Annotated in this window: 20 protein-coding genes and 1 tRNA gene; 14 read left to right on the top strand and 7 right to left on the bottom strand. The window is 54.3% G+C overall.

The features are described from left to right. The first annotated feature begins 190 nt into the window (after window positions 1-190). The 4 genes from J7399_RS04635 to J7399_RS04650 all read left to right on the top strand — a co-directional run bounded on the left by J7399_RS04635 (window position 191) and on the right by J7399_RS04650 (window position 5,534). The gene (locus tag J7399_RS04635; RefSeq protein ID WP_209084381.1) at window positions 191-1,099 is read left to right on the top strand and encodes a LysR family transcriptional regulator; all 909 of its coding nucleotides are present in this window, start codon (window positions 191-193) and stop codon (window positions 1,097-1,099) included. Between the two features lie 240 nt (window positions 1,100-1,339). Continuing rightward, the gene (locus J7399_RS04640; RefSeq protein WP_209084382.1) at window positions 1,340-3,451 is read left to right on the top strand and encodes a methyl-accepting chemotaxis protein; all 2,112 of its coding nucleotides are present in this window, start codon (window positions 1,340-1,342) and stop codon (window positions 3,449-3,451) included. Between the two features lie 312 nt (window positions 3,452-3,763). Next, entirely contained in the window at window positions 3,764-4,627 is an 864-nt protein-coding gene (locus J7399_RS04645; RefSeq protein ID WP_209084383.1) for an SGNH/GDSL hydrolase family protein, read from the top strand. 28 nt (window positions 4,628-4,655) lie between these two features. Then, window positions 4,656-5,534 carry an SGNH/GDSL hydrolase family protein gene (locus J7399_RS04650; protein ID WP_209065127.1) on the top strand — a complete coding sequence of 293 codons (879 nt, stop codon included), beginning with the start codon at window positions 4,656-4,658 and terminating at the stop codon, window positions 5,532-5,534. A 207-nt stretch (window positions 5,535-5,741) separates the two neighbouring features. Here J7399_RS04650 and J7399_RS04655 read toward each other — a convergent pair whose 3' ends face one another. From J7399_RS04655 to J7399_RS04685, 7 genes are all read right to left on the bottom strand, one after another. Continuing rightward, on the bottom strand, window positions 5,742-6,539 hold the full coding sequence (locus tag J7399_RS04655) for a helix-turn-helix domain-containing protein (protein WP_209084384.1): 798 nt from the start codon (window positions 6,537-6,539) through the stop codon (window positions 5,742-5,744). 102 nt (window positions 6,540-6,641) lie between these two features. Next, window positions 6,642-7,598 carry a substrate-binding domain-containing protein gene (locus J7399_RS04660; protein ID WP_209084385.1) on the bottom strand — a complete coding sequence of 319 codons (957 nt, stop codon included), beginning with the start codon at window positions 7,596-7,598 and terminating at the stop codon, window positions 6,642-6,644. Between the two features lie 83 nt (window positions 7,599-7,681). Next, complete coding sequence (locus tag J7399_RS04665) at window positions 7,682-8,971, bottom strand: ABC transporter permease (RefSeq protein ID WP_209084386.1); 1,290 nt, start codon at window positions 8,969-8,971, stop codon at window positions 7,682-7,684. 8 nt (window positions 8,972-8,979) lie between these two features. Further along, complete coding sequence (locus J7399_RS04670; protein ID WP_209084388.1) at window positions 8,980-10,539, bottom strand: sugar ABC transporter ATP-binding protein; 1,560 nt, start codon at window positions 10,537-10,539, stop codon at window positions 8,980-8,982. Between the two features lie 282 nt (window positions 10,540-10,821). Then, complete coding sequence (locus J7399_RS04675; protein WP_209084389.1) at window positions 10,822-11,871, bottom strand: TAXI family TRAP transporter solute-binding subunit; 1,050 nt, start codon at window positions 11,869-11,871, stop codon at window positions 10,822-10,824. A 29-nt stretch (window positions 11,872-11,900) separates the two neighbouring features. Further along, window positions 11,901-12,983, bottom strand: a complete 1,083-nt coding sequence (locus tag J7399_RS04680; RefSeq protein ID WP_209084391.1) for a hypothetical protein — start codon at window positions 12,981-12,983, stop codon at window positions 11,901-11,903. A gap of 408 nt (window positions 12,984-13,391) precedes the next feature. After that, window positions 13,392-13,481: transfer RNA gene (locus J7399_RS04685), tRNA-Ser, on the bottom strand. 277 nt (window positions 13,482-13,758) lie between these two features. Between J7399_RS04685 and J7399_RS04690 the strand changes: the two genes are divergently transcribed. The 10 genes from J7399_RS04690 to J7399_RS04735 all read left to right on the top strand — a co-directional run bounded on the left by J7399_RS04690 (window position 13,759) and on the right by J7399_RS04735 (window position 21,887). Further along, window positions 13,759-14,562: an SPOR domain-containing protein gene (locus tag J7399_RS04690; protein WP_348539431.1), complete on the top strand. Its 804-nt coding sequence runs from the start codon at window positions 13,759-13,761 to the stop codon at window positions 14,560-14,562. Window positions 14,563-14,576: 14 nt separating this feature from the next. Continuing rightward, window positions 14,577-15,746 carry a D-alanyl-D-alanine carboxypeptidase family protein gene (locus J7399_RS04695; protein WP_209084395.1) on the top strand — a complete coding sequence of 390 codons (1,170 nt, stop codon included), beginning with the start codon at window positions 14,577-14,579 and terminating at the stop codon, window positions 15,744-15,746. Next, complete coding sequence (tmk, locus tag J7399_RS04700) at window positions 15,743-16,378, top strand: dTMP kinase (RefSeq protein ID WP_209084397.1); 636 nt, start codon at window positions 15,743-15,745, stop codon at window positions 16,376-16,378. The genes J7399_RS04695 and tmk overlap by 4 nt, the downstream gene beginning before the upstream one ends. Next, entirely contained in the window at window positions 16,375-17,526 is a 1,152-nt protein-coding gene (locus J7399_RS04705) for a DNA polymerase III subunit delta' (protein WP_209084399.1), read from the top strand. The genes tmk and J7399_RS04705 overlap by 4 nt, the downstream gene beginning before the upstream one ends. Window positions 17,527-17,529: 3 nt before the next feature. Next, window positions 17,530-18,336 carry a TatD family hydrolase gene (locus J7399_RS04710; RefSeq protein WP_209084401.1) on the top strand — a complete coding sequence of 269 codons (807 nt, stop codon included), beginning with the start codon at window positions 17,530-17,532 and terminating at the stop codon, window positions 18,334-18,336. Beyond that, window positions 18,333-19,136 (top strand): MBL fold metallo-hydrolase, encoded by an 804-nt coding sequence (locus tag J7399_RS04715; RefSeq protein ID WP_209084403.1) that lies wholly within the window; start codon window positions 18,333-18,335, stop codon window positions 19,134-19,136. Before J7399_RS04710 ends, J7399_RS04715 begins: the two co-directional genes overlap by 4 nt. Before the next feature lie 27 nt (window positions 19,137-19,163). Beyond that, window positions 19,164-20,093: an AEC family transporter gene (locus J7399_RS04720; protein ID WP_209084404.1), complete on the top strand. Its 930-nt coding sequence runs from the start codon at window positions 19,164-19,166 to the stop codon at window positions 20,091-20,093. Between the two features lie 72 nt (window positions 20,094-20,165). Next, window positions 20,166-20,807 carry a DsbA family oxidoreductase gene (locus tag J7399_RS04725; RefSeq protein WP_209084406.1) on the top strand — a complete coding sequence of 214 codons (642 nt, stop codon included), beginning with the start codon at window positions 20,166-20,168 and terminating at the stop codon, window positions 20,805-20,807. A gap of 415 nt (window positions 20,808-21,222) precedes the next feature. After that, the gene (locus J7399_RS04730; protein WP_209065147.1) at window positions 21,223-21,525 is read left to right on the top strand and encodes an STAS domain-containing protein; all 303 of its coding nucleotides are present in this window, start codon (window positions 21,223-21,225) and stop codon (window positions 21,523-21,525) included. Beyond that, entirely contained in the window at window positions 21,522-21,887 is a 366-nt protein-coding gene (locus tag J7399_RS04735; protein ID WP_209065148.1) for a response regulator, read from the top strand. Before J7399_RS04730 ends, J7399_RS04735 begins: the two co-directional genes overlap by 4 nt. Window positions 21,888-21,894: the final 7 nt, after the last annotated feature.

The following is a 21,894-nucleotide window of genomic DNA, read 5'->3' on the forward strand; positions in this document are numbered from 1 at the left end:
CAAACCAACAGCCCGTGTGAACGCGTTGCACTCCCTTCATACGCCTCAGGTGTGAATCATGCCGACACCTGACTGGACGGCCAAAACGTGCCGCAGCTAAATCTATAATTCAACATTATTATTTCTGTTACATATAGCATGAAATTATACTAGCAATGCCCTGTCAAAGCTAGAAGAGAAAGCCAACCTTATGAGCGCCATCGAGCCACTGCGCATTCGGCAACTGCAGGCCCTCGGCCTGCTTGGGGAGAGTGGCACCATCAGCCTCACAGCCAAGGCGATGAACATCTCTCAGCCCGCTGTCAGCAGATTGCTCTCAGATCTCTCCAAAGAGCTGGGGTATCCGCTGTTTAAGCGATCAGGGCGCAGGATGGTGCTCACGCGAGAGGCTCAATATCTACTGCCGGAAATTGAGCGTATTTTCAGCTCGATGGAGCAAATCCGCAGTCTGGGACACAACGTTCAAGGTGGCACCAGCGGACACTTGAAAGTGGCGTGTCTACCTGGGTTTTCTACAAGCCATCTGCCCTCGGTGATCGCGGATTTCCTCAAAGCCCGCCCGGATGTCACCGTGACAATTGAGCCGGACAGGCCCGAGCGGATCTTGGATTGGGTGATCGGGGAGCAATATGACTGTGGAATCACAGATACGTTTCGCACTCACCATGCACTCAACAGTAAGACGATCCCGATCCGTTGCGTCTGCGTGTTTCCGGAAGGTCACCCACTTGAACAACTGGATGTAGTGACACCCAGTGACCTTGCCGGAGAGCGTATCGCCCACGATCGCATAGGTAGTGAATTCTATTTGCGTCTACGCGAAACTCTAGAACGCGAAGACGTCCCCATGGACAGTTTTATTGAGACCCGACAGTTCACCTGCGCCTGCGAGCTCGCAGCGAAGGGGGTTTGTGTCTCCGTATTGAGCGAACTTGATGCACGAGAATACGTCGGCCGTGGCGTCTCTTATCGGCCCTACTCTGCCAATCTCACGCATCAACTTTCGCTGATCTGGCCAAATCACAAAGCCACATCCGTGCTTACGCTGGAATTCTTGTCCAACTTTGAGAAGAGTCTGCAACCCTTCTCGGTGCACTAGCGAATAGGGTCGATCAGCGCCTCCCACGCTCGCATCCAACTCGCGGCAATGGCGACCATATAACCTTCCCCGCATGAGGCCTCTACCTACCAGACAAACCCGACATGTCCGTAAGGGTTGCGCGCGACAATCATGCATTTTCTTCGAATCTTACCTTGTCTGAGTAGGAGCTTCAGACAAATTTAAAACCCACGCTGTTATCAACCAATAAGTGTGATTGTTAGAGAATAGGCTCCTCTTATGAAACTGCGCGTAGTTATGCTGCTTGTGATCGGCCCAATTTTCGCCCTCGCAGGTTTTTTGATGTTTGATGACATCAATCGACAGAAGGCTTTTGTGGATAGCGCTCACGATACCACCTTGCGGGCGAACGAGGGCGCTGTTGTTGGAGAGGTGATCCATGAGCTTCAAAAAGAGCGCGGGTATTCCGCTGGCTTTATAGCCTCGAAAGGTGCCAACTTCCCTGGCGAGCTCACTGAGCAGCGCATTCTGACTCTGCAAGCCCTTGATCAGTTCCAGCAAGGGATCTCCCTTCTCGCGACGCAACGACCAGAGCGTCTTGAAGATATCGAAAACCAGCTCTCGCAGCTGAACGGCATGAGGGAGCGGGTCGACGCCCTAGAACTTTCTGTCCCCGAAATGGCGAAGTTCTATACAGCGACGATCAATAACTTGATTGAATTCTCTCGGCCATCAGGCATTCAAGACAAAGACAGCAGGGTCCAAGCCTTACTGAGCGCACGTGCCTTGATTGGCTCAGCCAAAGAGAACGCCGGCCTGGAGCGCGCCATGGGCGCTACGGGACTGGGCGGCGGCTTCTCAACGGTAGTGCATGACCGTTTTATCTATCTGGGCGGAGCTCAGATGGCGTTGATTGGCGAAACTGCCGGCGCGCTGGACGAGCCCGCGTGGCTCGAAGGGCTCAAAGCCACCAGTGAATACAAAGCTGTGCAGTCTGCGCGAGAGATAATCCGCTCTGGATATGAAGCACAGAACTACGGAAACCTCACCGCACCCGGATGGTTCAAGATCTCCACAGCTTGGATCAACCAACTCCGATCCCAAGAACTCGCCTTTGTTGCGGATGTTGCCGAATTGACTCAGCAAATTGAAGCAGAAGCTGATGCAAGCTTTTACAGGCTGATCTGGCTCGGATCCGCTGTGACCGTGCTGGTTCTATCGTTCGCGATCTTCTCCTTTGAGCGCATGGTTGCTCGGATTAAGTACCTGATTTCAGTCATCAATGAATTCACGAGCGGCAATTTCGAAGTGTTCGTCGAAGGCATCGAAGGCAAAGACGAACTCAGCAAAATGGCCAAAGCGGTCTATCACTTCAAGCAAGATACATTGCAAATGCGGCGCGATGCAGAGGCGTTGAAGGCGGAACAAGAACGTCTTAAATCGGAACAGGATTATGTGGTCGGCGAAATTCGCCAGGGCCTCGGAGAGATGGCAGATGGCAATCTGGCACATTTCTTCGAAAAGCCTTTCCCGGAAGAATACGAAGGCCTGCGCACAGACTTCAACAAGACTGTCGGTAAGTTGAATGAAACACTCGTCAATGTTGTTGAAGTGACATCCAGCATTCGCTCGGGCACCATCAAGTTCAGCCAATCCTCCGAAGATCTGTCGCGCCGCACTGAAAATCAGGCCAGCACAATTGAACAAACTGCCTTGGCACTAGAAGGCATCACCACAAGCGTGCAATCTGCGGCTTCCGGCGCGAGGGATGTCCAGGACACCACGAACTCTGCAAAAACAGACGCGACTGAAAGCGGCAAAGTGGTCAAAGAGGCGGTAAACGCTATGGCCAAGATATCGGAATCTTCAAGCCAGATCGCTCAAATCATCAGTGTGATCGACGACATCGCCTTTCAAACGAACCTGCTGGCGCTGAACGCCGGGGTTGAAGCGGCAAGAGCGGGTGATGCTGGAAGCGGATTTGCAGTTGTGGCCTCAGAAGTGCGTGCTTTGGCGCAAAAATCCTCTGACGCCGCTCGTGAAATCCAAGAGCTGATCGGTGAAAGTACCACGAGCGTAAGCAATGGCGTAGGTTTGGTGAATGAAACCGGCGAAGCTCTCGAAGTTATCGTCAACCGGGTCAGTCATGTGTCATCTTTGGTCTCCAACATGGCTGAAGGCACGGCACAGCAGGCCGAAACCCTCGGCGAAATCAATACGCGCGTCTCACAGCTAGAAGAGGCGACGCAGCGAAATGCGGTGATGGCCCAAGATGTCAGCGACACCTGCGCAACCTTGAAAGAAGAAGCCAATGAACTCGAGCGTCTGGTGGCTCAATTCAAGCTGCAGTACGGCAAAGAAATCGGCTCAATTCAAGAAGAAGCCGCATAATCGTCCGAGATCACGCTTGCCCCAAGCTGCGTAGCCGTTTTTAAGGCTGCGCAGAAATTACAGGACTTGGTTGCGAGCGGGCCGCCAAGCGGACAGCACGTTGATTTTCAAATCGAAAGTTACCTCCAGGGAGCTTAGCGTACAGCCCACGTTACTTAACGCTTTCTCCTGCTGAAATTCCTTGAAGGACTGTCAGCACCCTCCCCCTCAAATCGCTAACCAGATTTTGAATGGCATTACCTTGAATGATGTCGCAGTATATCGCGCAGACCCGAGCCATCCCATAAATGGCAGTGCGAAATAGGTAGCCATGTGACGTCACCTAAATCATCAGCTTTCCGAACCTGGCTGTTCGCCATATGCGCCTTTAGTGCCCTGCAAGCCACCGCCCAACCCAACATATTGGTCTTAGGTGACAGCCAGATCTCTTTTGGAGCAGGCAAAGAATATCTCCGGTTCTTCGAACGACTCCCCGAAAGATGTGAGATGACGCCCAAGCGTAAAAGGGCTTTGGCCGCGCTGGGGAACCGAAAAACCGCAGCTATAGGTGTCCGCTCAACGTCTCTGCAATCCTGGACAACCCCCAAGGGAGCTGCCAAAGGCGCAATTTGCGATGTCGACAAGAAATTTGGTGTGAACGCTGGGGCCTATGGCATTGATGGAAACAACAAACGGGTTTTCATTCAGATCGGCAAAGGAAAGGCCTACCAGTTTTGCAAGCCAAAGCAGACAGCCTTCGAAGCGATGTTCGCCGACGGCTACTACGCGCCGGAACTGCTTGTGCTAACCTTTCTCGGAAACTCCGCAGATCGCTGGGCAAATTCACCTGAACTCGCCTTAGAGGACGCTCGTCGGACGCTGCAACAAATACCGGATGATGTGCCCTGCGTGTTCATCTCAAGCGTGCCAGTTTACCTCAAGAAAACAAACGACAAGCGCATGAAAGGCCAAACCGAAATCGCGCGCGCATTTCAGAAAGCAGGCAAACAATGCGCAGTGGTGGAAGGCTTCAACGCACGCACCCGCAACGCCATAGAGGGTCAACCAGTCTATTTCCGGCGAAATGATGCTGGAAAGGTCAAGGATCCGCACCATCCGAAACCCGCTGCGATCCGAGCGTTTTTGGACATTAACACAATAGACATTTGCGATGCGGTATTTCGGGTCTTGAAGTAAGACCACTCGCCTGAGGAAGAGGAAACCAATGATCAAGAAGATTGTCGCAACCATTGGCGCTCTCACGATTGGCGTTTCTGCAGCAATGGCTGACAGCTTTACGTCTCCCGAAATTCTTATCATTGGCGATAGCCAAATCTCATTTGGATCGGGGCCTGCGTTTCTGGAATTTTTCAGCGACATCAAAGAACATTGTCACCCCGATAGCGAACAGAAGAAACACCTCAAACGTCTTGGTGAAATGCGCGTTGGTGTGATCGGCGTCAGATCCAGCTCAATTGACTCTTGGACCGCACGGTCGGGTCGCGCAAAAGACACGATCTGCAAAGTGGATCCAAAATGGAAGGTAAACGCCGGAACATATGGGTTTGTGAACAAGTCCGGCAACAAATACGTGCAAATCGGCCAGGGTAAAGAATATCAATTCTGCGCGCCCAGCACCTCACCGCTCGAGGAGATGCTGAGAGAAGGGTACTACGACCCGAAACTGATCCTGATGACGTTTCTTGGCAATTCGGCAAAGCGTTGGGCGAACAGCCCGGAAGCTGCAGTCAGAGATGTGGAGCGTTTGCAGGCGCAATTACCAGCAGATTTGCCCTGCATTTTCATGACCACTGCGCCCGCCTATAAGAAAAAGATCGTAGATTTGCGCTTGCGCGCGCAAAAGAACCTTATGGACGCTTTTAAGACCACTGGGCTGCGATGCTCTTTTGTGCCCGGCGCCACACCAGAGACAGTTGCTGCCAATCAAGGAAACAAAGACTATTTCCGCCTCAATAAGAACGGCATGGTGAAGGACCCCTATCATCCAAATGCTGCCGCTGCGAAGAACTTCTTCGCACTGGAAATGGATCAAATTTGCACAGCGATTTTCGACCAGATCGAACCGTCAAAAGAACAGAGCTAAAGATAGACGCTCCACGTCCGGTAACAATCGATAAACTAGAGCCTGCTTTGTACAGCTCCTGAGTAGTCGGTAATTCTAAGCATAGAATAGATGTCAGCTTCGCAAAGTTTGGACATTCAAGTGCAAAAAACTCAGCTCGTTGCTCTCTGAGGTTTGCAGCTCATCCGCGGCTACTCAGCTTCAAGGCGCTCCAAACCAAGAAACCGCTCAAGTCGTCCGTTCAAAGACTGCGAGGAGCGTCAGTTTTGCACAAATCGCCTCTACGGTTTCTTTCAGCGCTGCTACCACCGCAGCGACTTCATTGGGCCGATCTGCCCCTTGGATCATCGGTACACTCAACGCGCCCACAACACCGGCACTTCCTTTTGAAGCAAGCGGAGCCGATACCTCTACAATCCCAGCATTCTCAGCATTTGAAAGCACACAAAAGCCATTAGCAGCGCAACGTTCGACCTCCAGATCAAAAGCTGCAAACGCATCTTCGCTAACGAACTCTTCCATCTGCACAAGCCTTTCCATGCGTGCCGCGCTACTTGGCAACCCCGCTAAGAAACATGCTCCGGCAGAGGCGCCAAACATCGATGCTTGAACACCTTCGCCTAGGGCAAGGCTATAGGATCCGGCAGCCCGCGCAGCGGCACCCACACGCATTTTATTCTCATCAACGATCCAAAGATGATTGGACTGCTCCGTTTTCTGGGACAGTTGCGCCATGAAAGGTCGGGCAATCTCGATCATTTGCCCCGTCGGGTTGCGCGCACCGCCAAGCTCACCGAGCTTCGGTGTGAGAAAGAAAACATCCCCGTCACCACGCCGTATGTATCCGCGCTCCTCTAAGACCACCATCATCCGGAAGATCTCGTTTTTGGATCGGCCAATTCCTTTGGCGATATCCGCATGTGTCAGCGACACCCCTGGTCGCAGCGACAGCAGCTCCAAAATATCCAACCCTTTCTCAAGGGCGGGGGCAGAGTATTTCTGAAGTCTTGTGATCGGTTCGGTCAAGAGGGTCGCTAAGCTCTGGAATTTAAAGCAAGTTGCGCAGGAGGCTTAAGCTCCTGCGCAGCTGTTGTCGACCCTTGGGGGAGGGCAAGGGTCGCACTGGGATCACTTCAAGCCATTACGCTTGAGAATATCATCCGCATTTTCCGACGTTACAGCTTCTGTCCCCATAACCACGGACTTCTCAACGCTCGCACCACCCAGATATGCCAGAGCCTGACGCAGCCCTTCCGCGCCCGGGGTCGGATAGAGGAAGGTTGCCGCAAGTTCGCCATTGGCCACCCATGTCACACCTTCTCCAGGAAGCGCATCCACACCGATGAACAAGATGTCATCTGCGCGGCCCGCATCTTTGGCGGCCAGATAAGCGCCATAGGCCATTGGGTCGTTGTGGCCATAGACCATAGAGATGTCTTCATAGTTGCGTAGGGCCGTGGACATAATGTCATACGCCGTGTCCTGCTTCCAATCGCCGGATTGCTGATCCAGCAGGAATGTCACGCCGTTCTCGCCCTCAAAGGCTTCATGGAAACCGTTGGCGCGGTCGTGCGCCGCCTGAGTTCCCAAACCACCCCAGATTTCCACGATGGTGCCGGATGCGCTGCCCGCACCGCCGAGTTTCTCAAGCGCGAACTGGCCTGCGGCACGACCGATCAGCTCGTTGTCGCCGCCTACCCACTGCACAAACTTGTCAGTATCTACATTGCGGTCCAGCACAAACACAGGAATTCCCGCGTCGGTGGCTTGCTCAACGACACCGGTCAGACCCGCAGATTCCTTCGGAGAAATCAGGATCGCGTCCACCTCCTGACGGATGAAGTTTTCTACGTCCGCCACCTGCTTCTCGGTGCGGTCATTGGCATCGGCAATCAACAACTCCACATTATCATGCAGCGCCGCTTCTGCCCGCAGGTCTTTGTTAAACTGCACACGCCATGGCTCAACAGTTGTTACCTGCGAAAACCCGATAACGTAGTTGTCCGCCGCCAGCAGGGCCGTTGCGCTGGTTGTGAGTGCGAGTGCAGCCACACAAAGGCTCTTGCCGAAAGTTCTTCTTTGCATAATCTTCTCCCTTGTCATGTTTCAGCCATTTGGCTGTTTGGCAAATGCCCTGATCTCCGGTCCTCCAAACTGCGAGGTCAGGGCTATTTCTCTCCACGGATCTTGCGTTTCACCGCAGAGAGGAATTCTTCTATCCGACCTTCCTGCAACAGGACGGCGGCAATAATGATCACACCTTTCAGGATCAACTGCGTGTTGCTGTCGATGTTGTTGAGCTGCAAAATATTGCTTAGGAAGCCAAAGATGAGCACACCTACAAAGGTGCCCAAAATCGCGCCTCTGCCCCCCATCAAGCTGGTTCCACCAATCACCACCGCAGCAATCGCGTCGAGTTCCAGTCCAAGCCCGGCATCCGGTTTCCCCTGACGGAACTGCGCCACATAGAGGATGCCCGCCAGTGCCGACAGCCCGCCCGCAATTGCATAGGTCACAATCGTATTGCGCTTCACATTGATCCCGGCCAGACGCGCGGCTTCTGCATTGCCCCCGATTGCCAGCAAGTAGCTGCCAAAGGTGGTGAACCGCGTCAGCACAAAGAATATTGCAAGGATTGCGAGGAAGAACAGCCCGGGCACCGGCACTACGCCCCACAGCAAGCTACGCAGCACGTCAAATTCCTGCACCGCGTTGCTCCCAGTATAAACCGGATAAACCGCCGTATCCTGCCCCGCAATGACCCGCGCCAGTCCCAGCGCTCCCACCATCATTGCAAGCGTCACAATAAACGGCTGCAGGCGACCATAAACAATGAGCGCGCCATTGAGTGTTCCCATGATGATGCCCACACAAGGCACTGCAATGAGCACACCCATCACGCCAAACTTGTCATCTACCTGCAACCCCAGCCACAACATTGCTGCAAGTGCTACCACCAGTCCAATCGCCATCGATGGCAACTTGGAAGGTGCACTTGGCTGGTCCTTGGTGCCTGCGGCACGCATCTGAGATTGCACAAAGAAGATCAGTGCGGCCACAGCGACAAATAGGATCACCCCTGCGGCGGGTACCGAAAACATGCTCGCTGCGGTCCAACCCGATTGGGTCAACAACATCGCGCAGATCACCGTCCCCAACGCCATGATCGAGCCAACCGACAGATCAATCCCGGCAATGAAAATCACCAGCGTCATACCCACCGCCACAATGCCTGTTACGGAGACCTGCCGCAGAATGTCTGTCAGATTCCCTATCGACAGAAAGATATTATTGCCCTTTGATGAAAGTGGCGAGGTCAAGGCACCAAACACAATCAGTGCGACAAGCCCCCAATAGAGCTTGGTTTTGTCCAAAATCTGCAACAACCAGTTGCGGTCAGCCTTATGGCTAGAGCCGGATTTGGAGGCAGCGGGTGGTCGGGCGTCTGTCATACTCATGTCTCGGCTCACGCTTGGTCAAATTGCATCGAAAGGTCTTTGATCGCTTCAACGGTCATTTCGTCCCGCGTCAGTTCTCCTGCGACATGCCCGTCACAGAGCACGATCATGCGATCGCAGACCGCCATAAATTCCGGTATTTCTGAGCTCGCAAACAGCACGGAAATCCCTTGATCCGCCAGTTGTCCGATCAGATCGTAGATTTCGTCTTTGGCACCAATATCGATCCCACGGGTGGGCTCATCCAGAAGCAGGATACTCGGCCCTGTGGCCAGCCATTTGCCAATTACGACCTTCTGCTGGTTGCCCCCGCTCAAGCGTCCAACCACATGCTCGACACCAGTGGCAGCGACGCGTAGTCGGGAAATCGCACTCTGCGCTTCTGCGTCTCGCTGCGTCTTGGAGAGCATGCCAAATCGCGACTTCAAGGGCAGGAGCGGCAAGATCACATTGTCTGCGATAGAGCGGTCCAGCAGCAACCCGTTGCCTTTGCGATCTTCGGTGATCAGGGCCAAACCATGACGCACAGCATCAGAGGGAGTGGATAGCCGCACACTCTCACCATGCACCACAATTTCACCAGAGAAGGTATCACCCCGCGCGCCGAAAATCGTTTCCAAAAGCTCCGTCCGGCCCGCGCCCAGCAACCCACCGACTCCCAGGACCTCTCCGCGACGCAGATCAAAGGAAACATCCTGCAGCACTTTGCGACCACCAGCTTCAGCTGTCAGGTCACGCACCGACAATACCGTCTCAGCAGACGCTGGTGTTTCGCGGGCAACCGGTTTGATCTCAACCGAACGCCCCACCATCATTTGCACCAGTTCCTCCGGCGTCGTATCTGCCGCCAATGTGGTGCCAATCATATCTCCATCACGCAGCACGGTGACACGATCAGAAATCTCAAAGACCTCATCCATCCGATGCGAGATATAGACAATCGCTACGCCTTGCTGCGCCAGATCGCGAACCACTTCCATCAGGATATCCGCCTCCGCTTGCGACAGCGCGCTTGTGGGCTCATCCATGATCAGCAGACGCGCATCCATCAAAAGTGCACGCGCAATCTCAACCAGCTGCTGTTCTCCCACACGCAAGTCTTTCACCAAGGTGTCAACTTCCAGAGAAAAGCCAAATTTCTTCAGCGCATTTTGAGCTGTCTCGCGCAACGCACGCTGATCCACCATCACTCCACCAATCATGGGCTCCTGCCCAAGCATCACATTCTGCGCGACAGTCATCTCCGGGATCAGGCTCAACTCCTGATGCATGATCACGATGCCATTGTCGTTGGCTTCTGCGGGAGAGTTGAACTGCACCTCCTGCCCATCGATCTCAAGTGTACCGAAGCTCTGCCCCTGCACACCGCTGATGATTTTCACAAGCGTGCTTTTTCCGGCGCCATTCTCACCCATCAGCGTATGGATCTCACCACCGGAAATCTGGAGCGTTACATCACGCAGTACACTCACTCCGGAAAACGATTTTCCGATCCCGTGAAGCTGCATTGTGATCTTACTGTTCTGCGCAAGAAAATCCTCTCGCGCCAGCGTGGATGCTAGAATCATCCTCCTCCTCCCAAAGGCTGACGTTTCATATATAAAGCTGCTTCAAATATGAAGTGTCAACAGGATTTTGGGAGTTCGGAACACAAATAGGCGGCTTGGACCACCCCTTCCCCAGCCCGCATCGATGGAAAGACGCATCCCACAAACTGCCAGTCAAGGTGAAATCAAGCCGCTAAATGACGGCGCGGCCAGCACAAGGTCGCGGCAAGAGCGAACGCCACCCAAGCGCCCCAGAGGCGGTTCATCACAAAGCTGATTAAAACCTATGTCACGCCAAGCTGATTAACAGCCGATCGCCGCGCAAATCCTGGCACGGTAAGCTGAATTGGCCGCACTTTCTGGTGCAGCAGGCACCCCTTGTGATGGGCATTCCATCACATAGTTCGCAGCCACACCTCGATTGACACAATTGGCCACATCCCAACCGGGAGGAATGTCGTTGAGATCCACTTGTTGCCATTTTGAATGGCCATTTTGGCGCAGCTCAGAAAACCGAGACAAAACCGTATGCGCCACGTCAGAAACAGCTCTACAACTGGCACGGTGGTAACCGTTGCGACGCGGCTCGTACTCAAAAGTCATCAAAACCGCTTTGACCGCGACCGCGGGAATTGCGCCCTCTTGAAACGGATAGGTCTGTGCTGGAATTTCTGTTGGCACATAGACAGACTGCAAAACGGGGTCTTCAATGGGCACGAGGTGAAAGCGCTCAGGATCGATCTGGCTATTCAGAAAGATCTTTGTGGGCGCTCCGGCAACATAGAAAAATGCATCCAGCTCCCCTGCCAGCAATTGCGCCAACGATTCATCAGGGCCAATTGTTCGCAGCTCTCCGGCATCTATGCCCAACAAGTCCATAAACAAGGATGCGGTAAGAAAGGTCCCGCTATCCTCAACGCCGATCGCAATACGCTTGCCATTTAGATCGGATGCAGACGCGATCACACGCGTCGCAATCAGATGCACCTCCTCGTTATAAAGTGGAAATGCTATACGAACGCCGGCGATGGCTCTCGCAATACCACTATCGCTGGCCGAATAGGTTTTTAGATATTCAAGCACATCACTTTGGACGATACCGAACTGCGTAGCGCGTCGCGTCCGAACGCCCAGAAAATTCTCCAACGAACCGGCACTCTCTCGCACATTCAGGGTCTGCCCGCATTCTGACAGCAAATTTGCAATGTCCTGGCCAAACTGAATGTATGTGCCAGTCGGCCCGCCGGTAAGAATGTTCTTCTCAAACTCTTGCGCGGAAAGCGGCGCCACTTTGCCCACCAGAAGAAGCGAAGCACATAGAACCTGAAACGCAAATACCGCTAAAAACTTCATTTTGCCCCCTAAAAAACGTACCAATTAACTCAACACCGCCCAAGACTTCGCACCAGCGACAACAAAGTTTGTCGATTAATGACGTCCATCACCGTTTCAAGGGCCTCATGGACACACATCCCCTCCTGCAAAACCGTCTGAAGCTTCTCAAGATCTTCCGAACGAAGCACTTCCAAGCCAGGAGCTTGGCGCAAAGCTGAGGCAACCAGGCTGGCTGGTTTGGAAGTGCCGTACGCGGCAGGTCCAGATGATGGCACCGGAGGGATCTCGGGAGCGGGCGTAGGCACAGTCTGCATCGAAGCCTTCAACTCCTCCAATTCGGCTTTGGCACCTTCAATCCGGCTATAAACTGCTGCAAGCGTGTCTTCCGCCTTAACTTGCTCTAGCTCCAGATCGAGAAGGACTTCCCTCTTCAATCGCTCTTCTGCGGCCAGCTGCGCCCTCGCTTCCCCAACGGAGCTGGCAACGGCACTGGCTTCAAAAGCCATTTCACTCGCCATTTTTTCAGCCGCGAGCAAATCCAGATTGGCCGCGACGAGCTGTTGACTTGCGCGCTCCAAACGATCCTGAACATCAACATATTCAGCCCTCGCGACCTTTAAATCCGTTTGGAGAGCCTCGATCTCGCTGATCAGGCTATCTTTGCTTGCACCTACACTTTCGAGGTCAAGGTGGGCCGCGGACTGTAATGCGGCAAGTTCTGAAACCTTCTGCTGCAAATCTTGCTTTTGGCTTTCCAACCTTTGCATTTCAGCCTCAGCACGCTTCTGAAACTGACCGAGCTTGTTTTGGCGATCCAGAAATTCAGAATTTAGCGAGGCAAGCTCTTCTGTCTTCTCGCGCTTGCGCGCCTCTATAACCTCGTGCTCTCTTCGAAGTTGCTCGATCAAACCCTGTCGCTCAGATATTTCCGCGCGCGCCTGATCAAGCTCTGCTCTCAGCGCCGCCGCCTCACTCCGAAGCTTGTCTGAAGATTCTTGAATAGCCGGCTCACCAAGCGTATCCGCCTCTGCTGAAACAGCGCTCTGAGCATTCTCTTCTTGCGCACTGACCGGTTCGAACAAAAACACAAACGAAAGGGCCGCAAGCATCAATTTAACCGAGTGACCCACAACCATCACCTGACGCTAACTAGCTAAATAAGCGTCAGTATCATTTAGACACGGTTCAAAATCAAGGCGCTGCTGATTTTGGGACCAAAAGATCAAAACAAATCTCTCGTGTTTGCAGCGCGGTTTTCGGTGTCTCGTCGCATGCGAATAACTGGATACCCGCAAAGCCCGTCCAAGCGGCCAAAAAGCCTACCCACTATTTCGTGCCAATGGGTGGTCACCAAATATACGTGCATTTTGCAGAAAATCGGACTGGACGCGTAGATGTGCTTCGCCGCCAATCTGCCGTTCAGATGCGGTCTCTCTAGCGCCTAACACCGACAGTCACCCCTCTCGTCCGAGCGGGAGAAAAGCGATCACATTAATGGGAGGCAAACTTCAGCGCTAGAGCTGGGAAAACTACCAAAGTGGCGGAGGAGGTGGGATTCGAACCCACGGAGGGCGTTAACCCTCGTCGGTTTTCAAGACCGGTGCATTCGACCACTCTGCCACTCCTCCGACGCCCTCTCCCTAATTGGCCCAGCGCATGGTTTCAAGCGAAAAACCTGCGCAAAAACTTGCAGAGCACTTTGGACAGACTTTCCATGCAAGGAACCGCAGGCTACACTCCCCCAAAGCGCTCCGGCATCTAACAAAGGGATGATCACATTCCACGATGCAACCGGAGCTACAGGCGTGAGCGGGCAGAGGACAAAAGATGTATACAAAAAAAAGCGTTTTGCGCGACAATTCAAAACGTTGGCTTATTGGCCTTAGCTTGACCGGAGCGGTATTTTTGTCCGCTTGCTCTGAAATAGAAAACCCTTTCGCTAAGGGCGAAGAAGCGGCCCTAGCCTCAGACGTTACGGGGCAGACCACCAAGCTGGTTGAACGCGATGTTGAAGCCCCCGAAGTCTTTTCAGCCTCCGAAGCCGGTCTATGGGATGGTCGCCCTTCACTTGGCGGTGTGTGGGCTGCACACCCCGCCGTGGGAGATCCTGAGCGCGTGATCATCCGCAATCAATCCAACGGGAAATTTGTGATCGGTGCTTTGTTCCGTCGGGAGCGCGAAATTCCAGGCCCGCGCATCCAAGTGTCATCAGATGCAGCAGAAGCGCTTGGGATGATTGCAGGGCAACCTGTTGAATTGAACGTCACCGCCTTGCGCCGTGAAGAGGTGGCTGAAGAACTCCCCGCGCCCGCTCCTGAAGAGGCAAGTGCGGAGCCAAGTGAAATTGCTGAGGTGCCTCTGGAGCCCATCGCCGCAGCAACTGCAGCCATCGCTGCGGCGGAAGCCAGCGCGTCTCCCGCTGCTCCAGAAACAACAGCCCGTTCAGAGGTGGCGCCGACCCCATCCTCATCGACCCTTGCCAAACCATACGTGCAGATTGGTATCTTCTCCGTGCAAGACAACGCCAAGCGCGCCGCGTCTCAAATGGAAGCGGCCGGATTGCCATCACTCGTGCGCAAGACCACTTCTGGCGAAAAGACATTCTGGCGCGTCCTCGTTGGTCCTGCGAGCAGCAAATCAGGCCTGAAGGCGATGACAGATACTGTGCATAGCATTGGCTTCACCGACGCCTATGCAGTGACGAACTAAGGGAGACCAAGCATTTGTTTCGATCGGCTCTAAAACTCCTATCCGCCAGTGCTTTGGCTCTTGGTATCGCCACCTCGGTACATGCCTTCGAAACCAAAGCGAAAGCGGCCTTCGTGATTGACCACACAACGGGCACAGTCCTGATGGCGAAAAATGCGGATGACGCTTTGCCTCCTGCGTCGATGTCCAAGCTGATGACACTTTACATGGCGTTTGAAGCTGTGCGTGACGGTCGTTTGAGCATGACCGAAAAATTGCCGGTCTCTCAACACGCGATGAACTATGGCGGATCGACCATGTTTCTTGACACCACTGATCGGGTGTCTGTCGAAGACTTGCTCCGCGGCATCATCGTTCTATCTGGAAATGACGCCTGCGCCGTGATTGCAGAAACGCTGAGCCCGGATGGCACCGAGGCAGGTTTCGCACGCCTGATGACACGGCGAGCCCGCCAAATGGGCATGACCAATTCCACCTTTGCGAACTCAAACGGTTGGCCCGCGCCTGGTCATCGTATGAGCATGCGCGACCTTGCGTTGCTCGCGAACCATTTGATCACGGATTTCCCCGAATTCTATCCGATGTTTTCAGAGACGGAGTTTGCGTTTGATGGTCGTGCACCCAAGAACACGCAAAACCGCAACCCTCTGCTTAAGCTGGATATCGGCGCCGACGGTTTGAAAACAGGCCATACCGTCGAGGCCGGCTATGGCTTGGTCGGCTCCGCCAAACAGGGGAACCGTCGCGTGATCTTCGCCTTCTCAGGCTTGGACACTGTTCAGGAAAGAGCCGAGATTTCGGAACAAATTGTCAACTGGGCCTTTCGTCAATTTTCAGAAACGACACTGATCCGACAAGGTGAACGTCTGGCCGAAGCGGATGTCTGGATGGGGAAGACACCGCGTGTTGGCCTCGTACCCGAGGAAGACGTGGAAGTTCTGCTACCAGTCCTGTCTCGCGGCAAAGTCGAAGGCGAAGTGATTTATAATGGCCCGATTGAAGCCCCCATCGCACAAGGCCAACGCCTTGCTGAATTGGTACTAAGCCCCGAAGGGCTTCCCAAAATGCGCATTCCGCTCGTCGCAGAAACTGACGTGCCAGAGGGCGGATTCGGCGTGCGTCTGCGGGCGGCATCGAGCGTGTTGATGTCTCAATTTGGACTTTTGGTTGAGGAAGCTTCGTGACCACTGGCTGCTTTATCACCTTCGAGGGCATTGATGGGTCGGGAAAATCAACGCAGGCCAAAAAGCTCGCCGAAACTCTGAGATCTCAGGGTTTTGAAGTTGTGCTGACCCGTGAGCCCGGTGGCTCGGAAGGGGCCGAGCAAATCCGCTCATTGGTGCTGGAAGGAGACCCCGACCGGTGGTCTGCGGAAACCGAGATCCTGCTCTTCACCGCGGCCCGACGCGATCATTTGGAACGCACAATTTTGCCTGCGATCGCTGCAGGCAAAGTGGTGATCTGTGATCGCTTTGCAGACAGCACCCGGATGTACCAAGGCCTGTCACGCGGCGATCTGCGTGCGTTGGTCGACAAGCTGCACAGCTTGATGATTGGCCGTGAGCCAGACATGACCATTCTTATCGACATGGACCCTGCGGAAGGACTGAAACGGGCAAAATCGCGAAATACCTCAGAGGAGCGCTTTGAAGACTTCGGTGAAGGCCTGCAACGGCAAATGCGCCAGGGCTTTCTGGAGCTTTCAAAGGAATACGCCGACCGCTTCATCGTGATTGACGGTGCACGCAGCCAAGATGAGGTAGCTGCTGATGTGCTGAACCACACCACCAACCAGCTTAAAGGTCTGGCCGCGTGAGCGACGAACAAGCGCCAGAACCTGATCGCGTTGAGGGCGCGCCGCATCCGCGCGAGACATATGCCCTTTTTGGGCAGGAGAGCGCTGAGGCTGATTTCCTGACGGCCGTGAATTCGCAAAGACTGCATCACGGGTGGCTGATCAGCGGCCCCAAAGGTGTGGGCAAAGCGACCCTTGCATGGCGGATCGCACGCTTCTTGCTGACGCTGCCCCCAGAGGCAGAAGGAGGCCTGTTTGGTGATGCTACGCCAGAGCACACCTCTCTGAACGTAGACCACGAACACCCGGTTTCTCATCGTATCCGAGCCCTGTCTGAACCTGGCGTGTTCCTTCTGCGCCGCGGTTGGGCAGGCAGCACCGACAGCGCGCGCGACAAATCCCGACAAGAGGGTAAATTTGCTTCCGAAATCCGCGTAAACGAAGTCCGCGAGCTGACCGGTTTCCTGCACATGTCAATGGCAGATGGCGGCCGTCGGGTTGTGATCGTCGACAGCGCTGACGAGCTGAATGTAAACGCAGCCAATGCTCTTCTGAAAATGTTGGAAGAGCCACCTACACGCACTGTGATGTTGTTGCTATCGCATCAACCTTCACGCCTTCTGCCGACGATCCGTTCCCGCTGTCGCGAACTACGCCTAAATCCGCTCACGCCGGAGGATATGCACGCCGCCCTCACTCAAGCAGGGTTTGAGGCCGCAGAGTCTCCGGCACTCTCCGAACTTGCCGGCGGTTCGGTTGGTGAAGCATTGCGGCTGCTGCAGCAGGATGGGCTGACGCTTTACTCCGAACTGCTTGCATTGTTTTCCGCACGTCAGGGCTTTGATCGCCCACGAGCTCTAAATCTGGCCAACACGATGGTCGGGCGTGGGGCTGAGGCGCGCTTTGAGATGTTGTTGACGCTGCTGGACATATTTTTGTTGCGCTTGGCGCGCACTGGCGCACTCGGCCAACCACCAATGGTCGAAGCAGTACCCAACGAGGCCCAAATTTTGAGCCAACTGGCCCACTCCCCTCACAAGGCGCGCCAATGGGCGCAGGTCGCGCAAGAAATATCAGACAGAACACAACACGGAAAATCTGTAAACCTTGACCCCGCCTCTTTGGTACTCGATACGGTCTTTAAGATTCACGAAACAGCGGTTGCTTGAGTTTTGACTGACCTACCTGAGATCACTGACAGCCATTGCCACCTCGATTTCCCCGATTTTGAGGGCCAGATCGACGACATCATCACGCGCGCCGCCTACGCGGGTGTGACACGCATGGTGACAATCTGCACCAAGCTGCGCAATGAACCTGCGGTCCGTGCCATTGCTGAAGCTCACGCGCCAATCTTCTATGCCGCAGGCACCCATCCCATGGGTGCAGCGGATGAACCCATGGCAACGGTTGATGAGCTGGTGGCCATCGCGCAACACCCAAAAATGGTGGGCATAGGTGAAACCGGTCTCGACTATCACTACACCGCCGAGACCAAAGAGGTGCAGCAGGTCTCGTTGCGGATACATATCGAGGCCGCGCGCCAAACTGGTTTGCCTCTCATTATCCACAGCCGCGACGCAGACGAGGACATGGCGCAGATCCTCACAGAGGAGCACAAAACCGGCAGTTTTGGCTGCGTGATGCATTGCTACAGTTCTGGGCCGAAACTCGCGCAGCAGATGCTTGATCTCGGCTTTTATCTTTCCATGTCGGGCATTGCCGCCTTCCCGCGCTCACAAGAGGTTCGGGATATTTTTGCGGCAGCACCCGTCGACCGCATTTTGGTGGAAACCGACGCACCTTACCTTGCTCCCCCACCCTATCGCGGCAAGCGCAACGAGCCGGCATATGTGGAGAAAACGGCCCGTGTTGGGGCCGAGGTTTTTGGCATGGACTATGCCGATTTCGCAGCCCAAACACAGGCGAACTTTGAACGCCTTTTCAGCAAAGTCTTTCAGAAAGCCAACGCCGCATGAGCGCAACGCTGACTTTCACCATCCTCGGATGTGGCAGCTCGGGGGGAGTGCCCCGCATTGGTGGCCACTGGGGGGACTGCGACCCCAAAAACCCAAAAAACCGTCGTCGTCGTTGCTCTATGCTGGTTGAGAAGCAAACATCCGAGGGCAAGACGACCGTATTGATCGACACATCCCCTGACATGCGTGATCAGCTATTGTCAGAGAATGTCGGCGCCTTGGACGGGGTCGTTTATACGCATTCACATGCGGACCATGTGCACGGCATAGATGATCTGCGCATGGTGGTCTTTAACATGCGCAAACGGATTTCGGTCTGGGCGGACGGTGCCACACAAAACGACCTGCTTTCGCGCTTTGGCTACGCCTTTGTTCAGCCAAAAGACTCGCCCTACCCCCCCATCCTTGAGATGCACACCATTGGTGATGAGCCCTTTAGCGTCAGCGGCGCTGGCGGCGATATCACATTTGAACCGGTACGCGTAGACCACGGCAGCATCGATGCACTGGCATTTCGCATAAACGACGTTGTCTATATGCCAGACGTCTCTCAAATTTATGAGACATCATGGGGCCAGCTCAAAGACCTCGACTGCCTGATCGTGGACGCCTTACGCAGAGCACCGCACCCCACGCACGCGCATTTGGATCAAGCTCTCGCCTGGATCGAGCAGCTTGCACCCAAGCGTGCGGTCCTCACAAACATGCATATCGATCTGGACTATGAAACGGTCGCCGCCGAAACCGCAGATCACATCACACCAGCATATGACGGAATGAAAATTACCGTCGATCTTTAGCGACCTCACCGCCCAAAGGCTCTCACGATGCAAACCTTGATATCGGTGATCATGCCGGTCTTCATTCTGATTGGCTTTGGGTATTTGGCTGCGTGGCGCGGCTATTTCAGCGCATCCAACGTTGATGGTCTCATGCGCTTTGCCACGAACTTTGCTGTCCCTGTACTTCTGTTTCGCGCCATCTCAACTCTTGATCTTGCGGCAGAGTACAATCTCAACCTGCTCGGCAGCTTCTATGGTGCAGCGTTTATCTGTTTCACCACCGGCATGCTGGGAGCAAAGTTCTTTTTTGGCCGTGATTGGGAAGACGCCACAGCGATTGGGTTTGTATGCCTATTCTCAAACTCTTTGCTCCTTGGGCTTGCCATTATGGAGCGTGCCTATGGTGCTGACAGCCTGACCGGGAACTACGCTATCATCTCCATCCACGCGCCCTTCTGCTACGGGCTTGGCATTGCCACCATGGAGATCATGCGCGCTCGGCGCACAAGCAAGGCGCGGATCGTGCCAACTGTGTTGAAAGCGATGTTCTCCAATGCGCTGATATTGGGCATCGCATTGGGATTTATCGTCAACCTTGGCAAGGTCCCCGTGCCAGCACCTGCCATGCACGCCGTGAACCTGTTGGCATCCTCCGCATTGCCTGCAGCACTCTTTGGGATGGGGGGTGTGCTTTATCGCTATCGCCCAGAGGGCGACATGCGCACAATCCTGTTTTGCTGCGCTGTCTCATTGGGCCTGCACCCAGCGCTCACGTTCCTATTTGGCTCTCTGTCCTCTATCTCCGTCGAAAATATGCGGTCGGCTATTGTCACCGCCTCTATGGCTCCAGGCATCAATGCTTATCTCTTTGCCAATATGTATGGCCGCGCGATGAGAGTCGCAGCCTCCACAGTGCTGATCGGAACCGCCTTCTCCGTGCTCACCGTATGGCTGTGGCTCGGCGTTTTGCCTTAAGTCCATCCGAAACTCTTGTATACCAACATCGGAGCCACCAATTCCAAAGATGTTAAGGAATAGGACGCGCTCATGACCCAAACTCCCATCCGTATAGACATCGTATCTGATGTCGTTTGCCCTTGGTGCATCGTTGGCTATCGCCAACTTATGAAAGCGGCTGAAGCCACGGGAGTTGATGTTGAGACATACTGGCATCCGTTTGAGCTCAACCCAGACATGGTGCCGGAAGGCGAAAACCTTCGGGACCATATTATGCGAAAATATGGGTCATCGGCCGAGCAATCCGAGGACTCTCGCAAGCGCTTGTCCGATATTGGCTCTGAGTTGGACATTGCTTTTGCTTGGTCTGAAACCAGCCGCATCTACAACACCTTCGATGCGCACCAGCTCATTCACTGGGCCAGTGAACAAGGAAAAGCACAATCTATGAAGCTCGCCCTCTTTGACGCCTACTTCGTCGAAGGACAGGACGTGAGCGACAGAGATTTGCTGATCGAGGTCGCCCAAAGCCTCGGCCTAGACGATGAAGAAGCGAAAGCCGCATTGGAGGATCAAAGATTTGCGGATGTGGTGCGCGAGAAAGAACACTTTTGGACCTCGCGCGGTGTGTCAGGCGTCCCCACGATGATCTTTGACGCCAAACATGCGACATCTGGCGCCCAGGGAGTGGCAGCTTTCGCCAATATCCTCACCCAACTTTCGGCGCGTTAAACGGACTACTTACAGCCAGCAAAACGTCTTCAGTCTAAGAACCAAATGCATCCGGCAGAACAATCCGAGCCGGTCCATTTCCATGCAAGATTTGACACGCCGGAATCAGCGATTCCGGCGTTTTTTTTCGCAGCTCATGCTGCCCCATTCCTCAAAATTCGACCTTTTTCCTTGAGACTTGGTTCATGCTCTGAGGTGCAGGGCACCAAACGAACCCGCGCAGGAAAAATCGAAAAACTGCCCTTTTTCAAACTGTTGTCCAGCCCTTCACCGGCCCCTTCGCTCCCTTATCGCAGATGTTTCGCATTGTTCAGAACCGCCTCATCCGGACTGTTTCGGGGTAACGCGGTGTTAAGGCCTCCCAGCATACGTTGCCTTCAATCAGCCAGTCCGAAAACGGTATCGAACCAAACCCATGAACACAGCAAACTCTTCCCCTCAACCAGACTGCATAGCGCTTCCGCAGCAGCTGGATTTCGCCCATTGCTCAGAACTACGCCAGGCTATTGAAGCTTCCCGTGGTCAACCTTTGGCCTTGGATGCGCTCCACGTGGAGTTTCTTGGAGGCGCAGGTGCCGAGCTTTTGCTGGCAACACGTGCCGAATGGGCCGCACGCGGCCTGGCATTCGAAGTCAAACAACCATCCGATGATTTTCTAAAAGGTATGGAGCGGCTCGGCCTGCCCCATTCCAGTCTTCTTGAAAGGGGCAACGCATGACAACCAAGATTCTTGCAGTTGATGATTCCCGCACGATGCGAGCGATGATTCAAACCGCTCTTACCGACGCTGGATTTGACGTGGACTTGGCCGAAGACGGTATCGACGGGCTGGACAAACTGTCCGGTTCCGATCCTGATCTGGTGATCACCGACATCAACATGCCACGCCTCGATGGTTTCGGCATGATCGAAGGTGTCCGTGAGCGCCCAGAATGCGCTTCGCTGCCAATTCTCGTTCTGACCACCGAGAGCGGTGAAGAGCTGAAACAACGTGCCCGCACCGCCGGTGCAACTGGCTGGATCGTCAAACCATTTGATGCCGAAAAGCTGGTTGCCATCATCAATCGTCTGGTTGTCTGAAAGGAAC

The sequence above is a fragment of the Shimia sp. R9_1 genome (genome assembly GCF_017743775.1).
GTDB lineage: Bacteria > Pseudomonadota > Alphaproteobacteria > Rhodobacterales > Rhodobacteraceae > Shimia.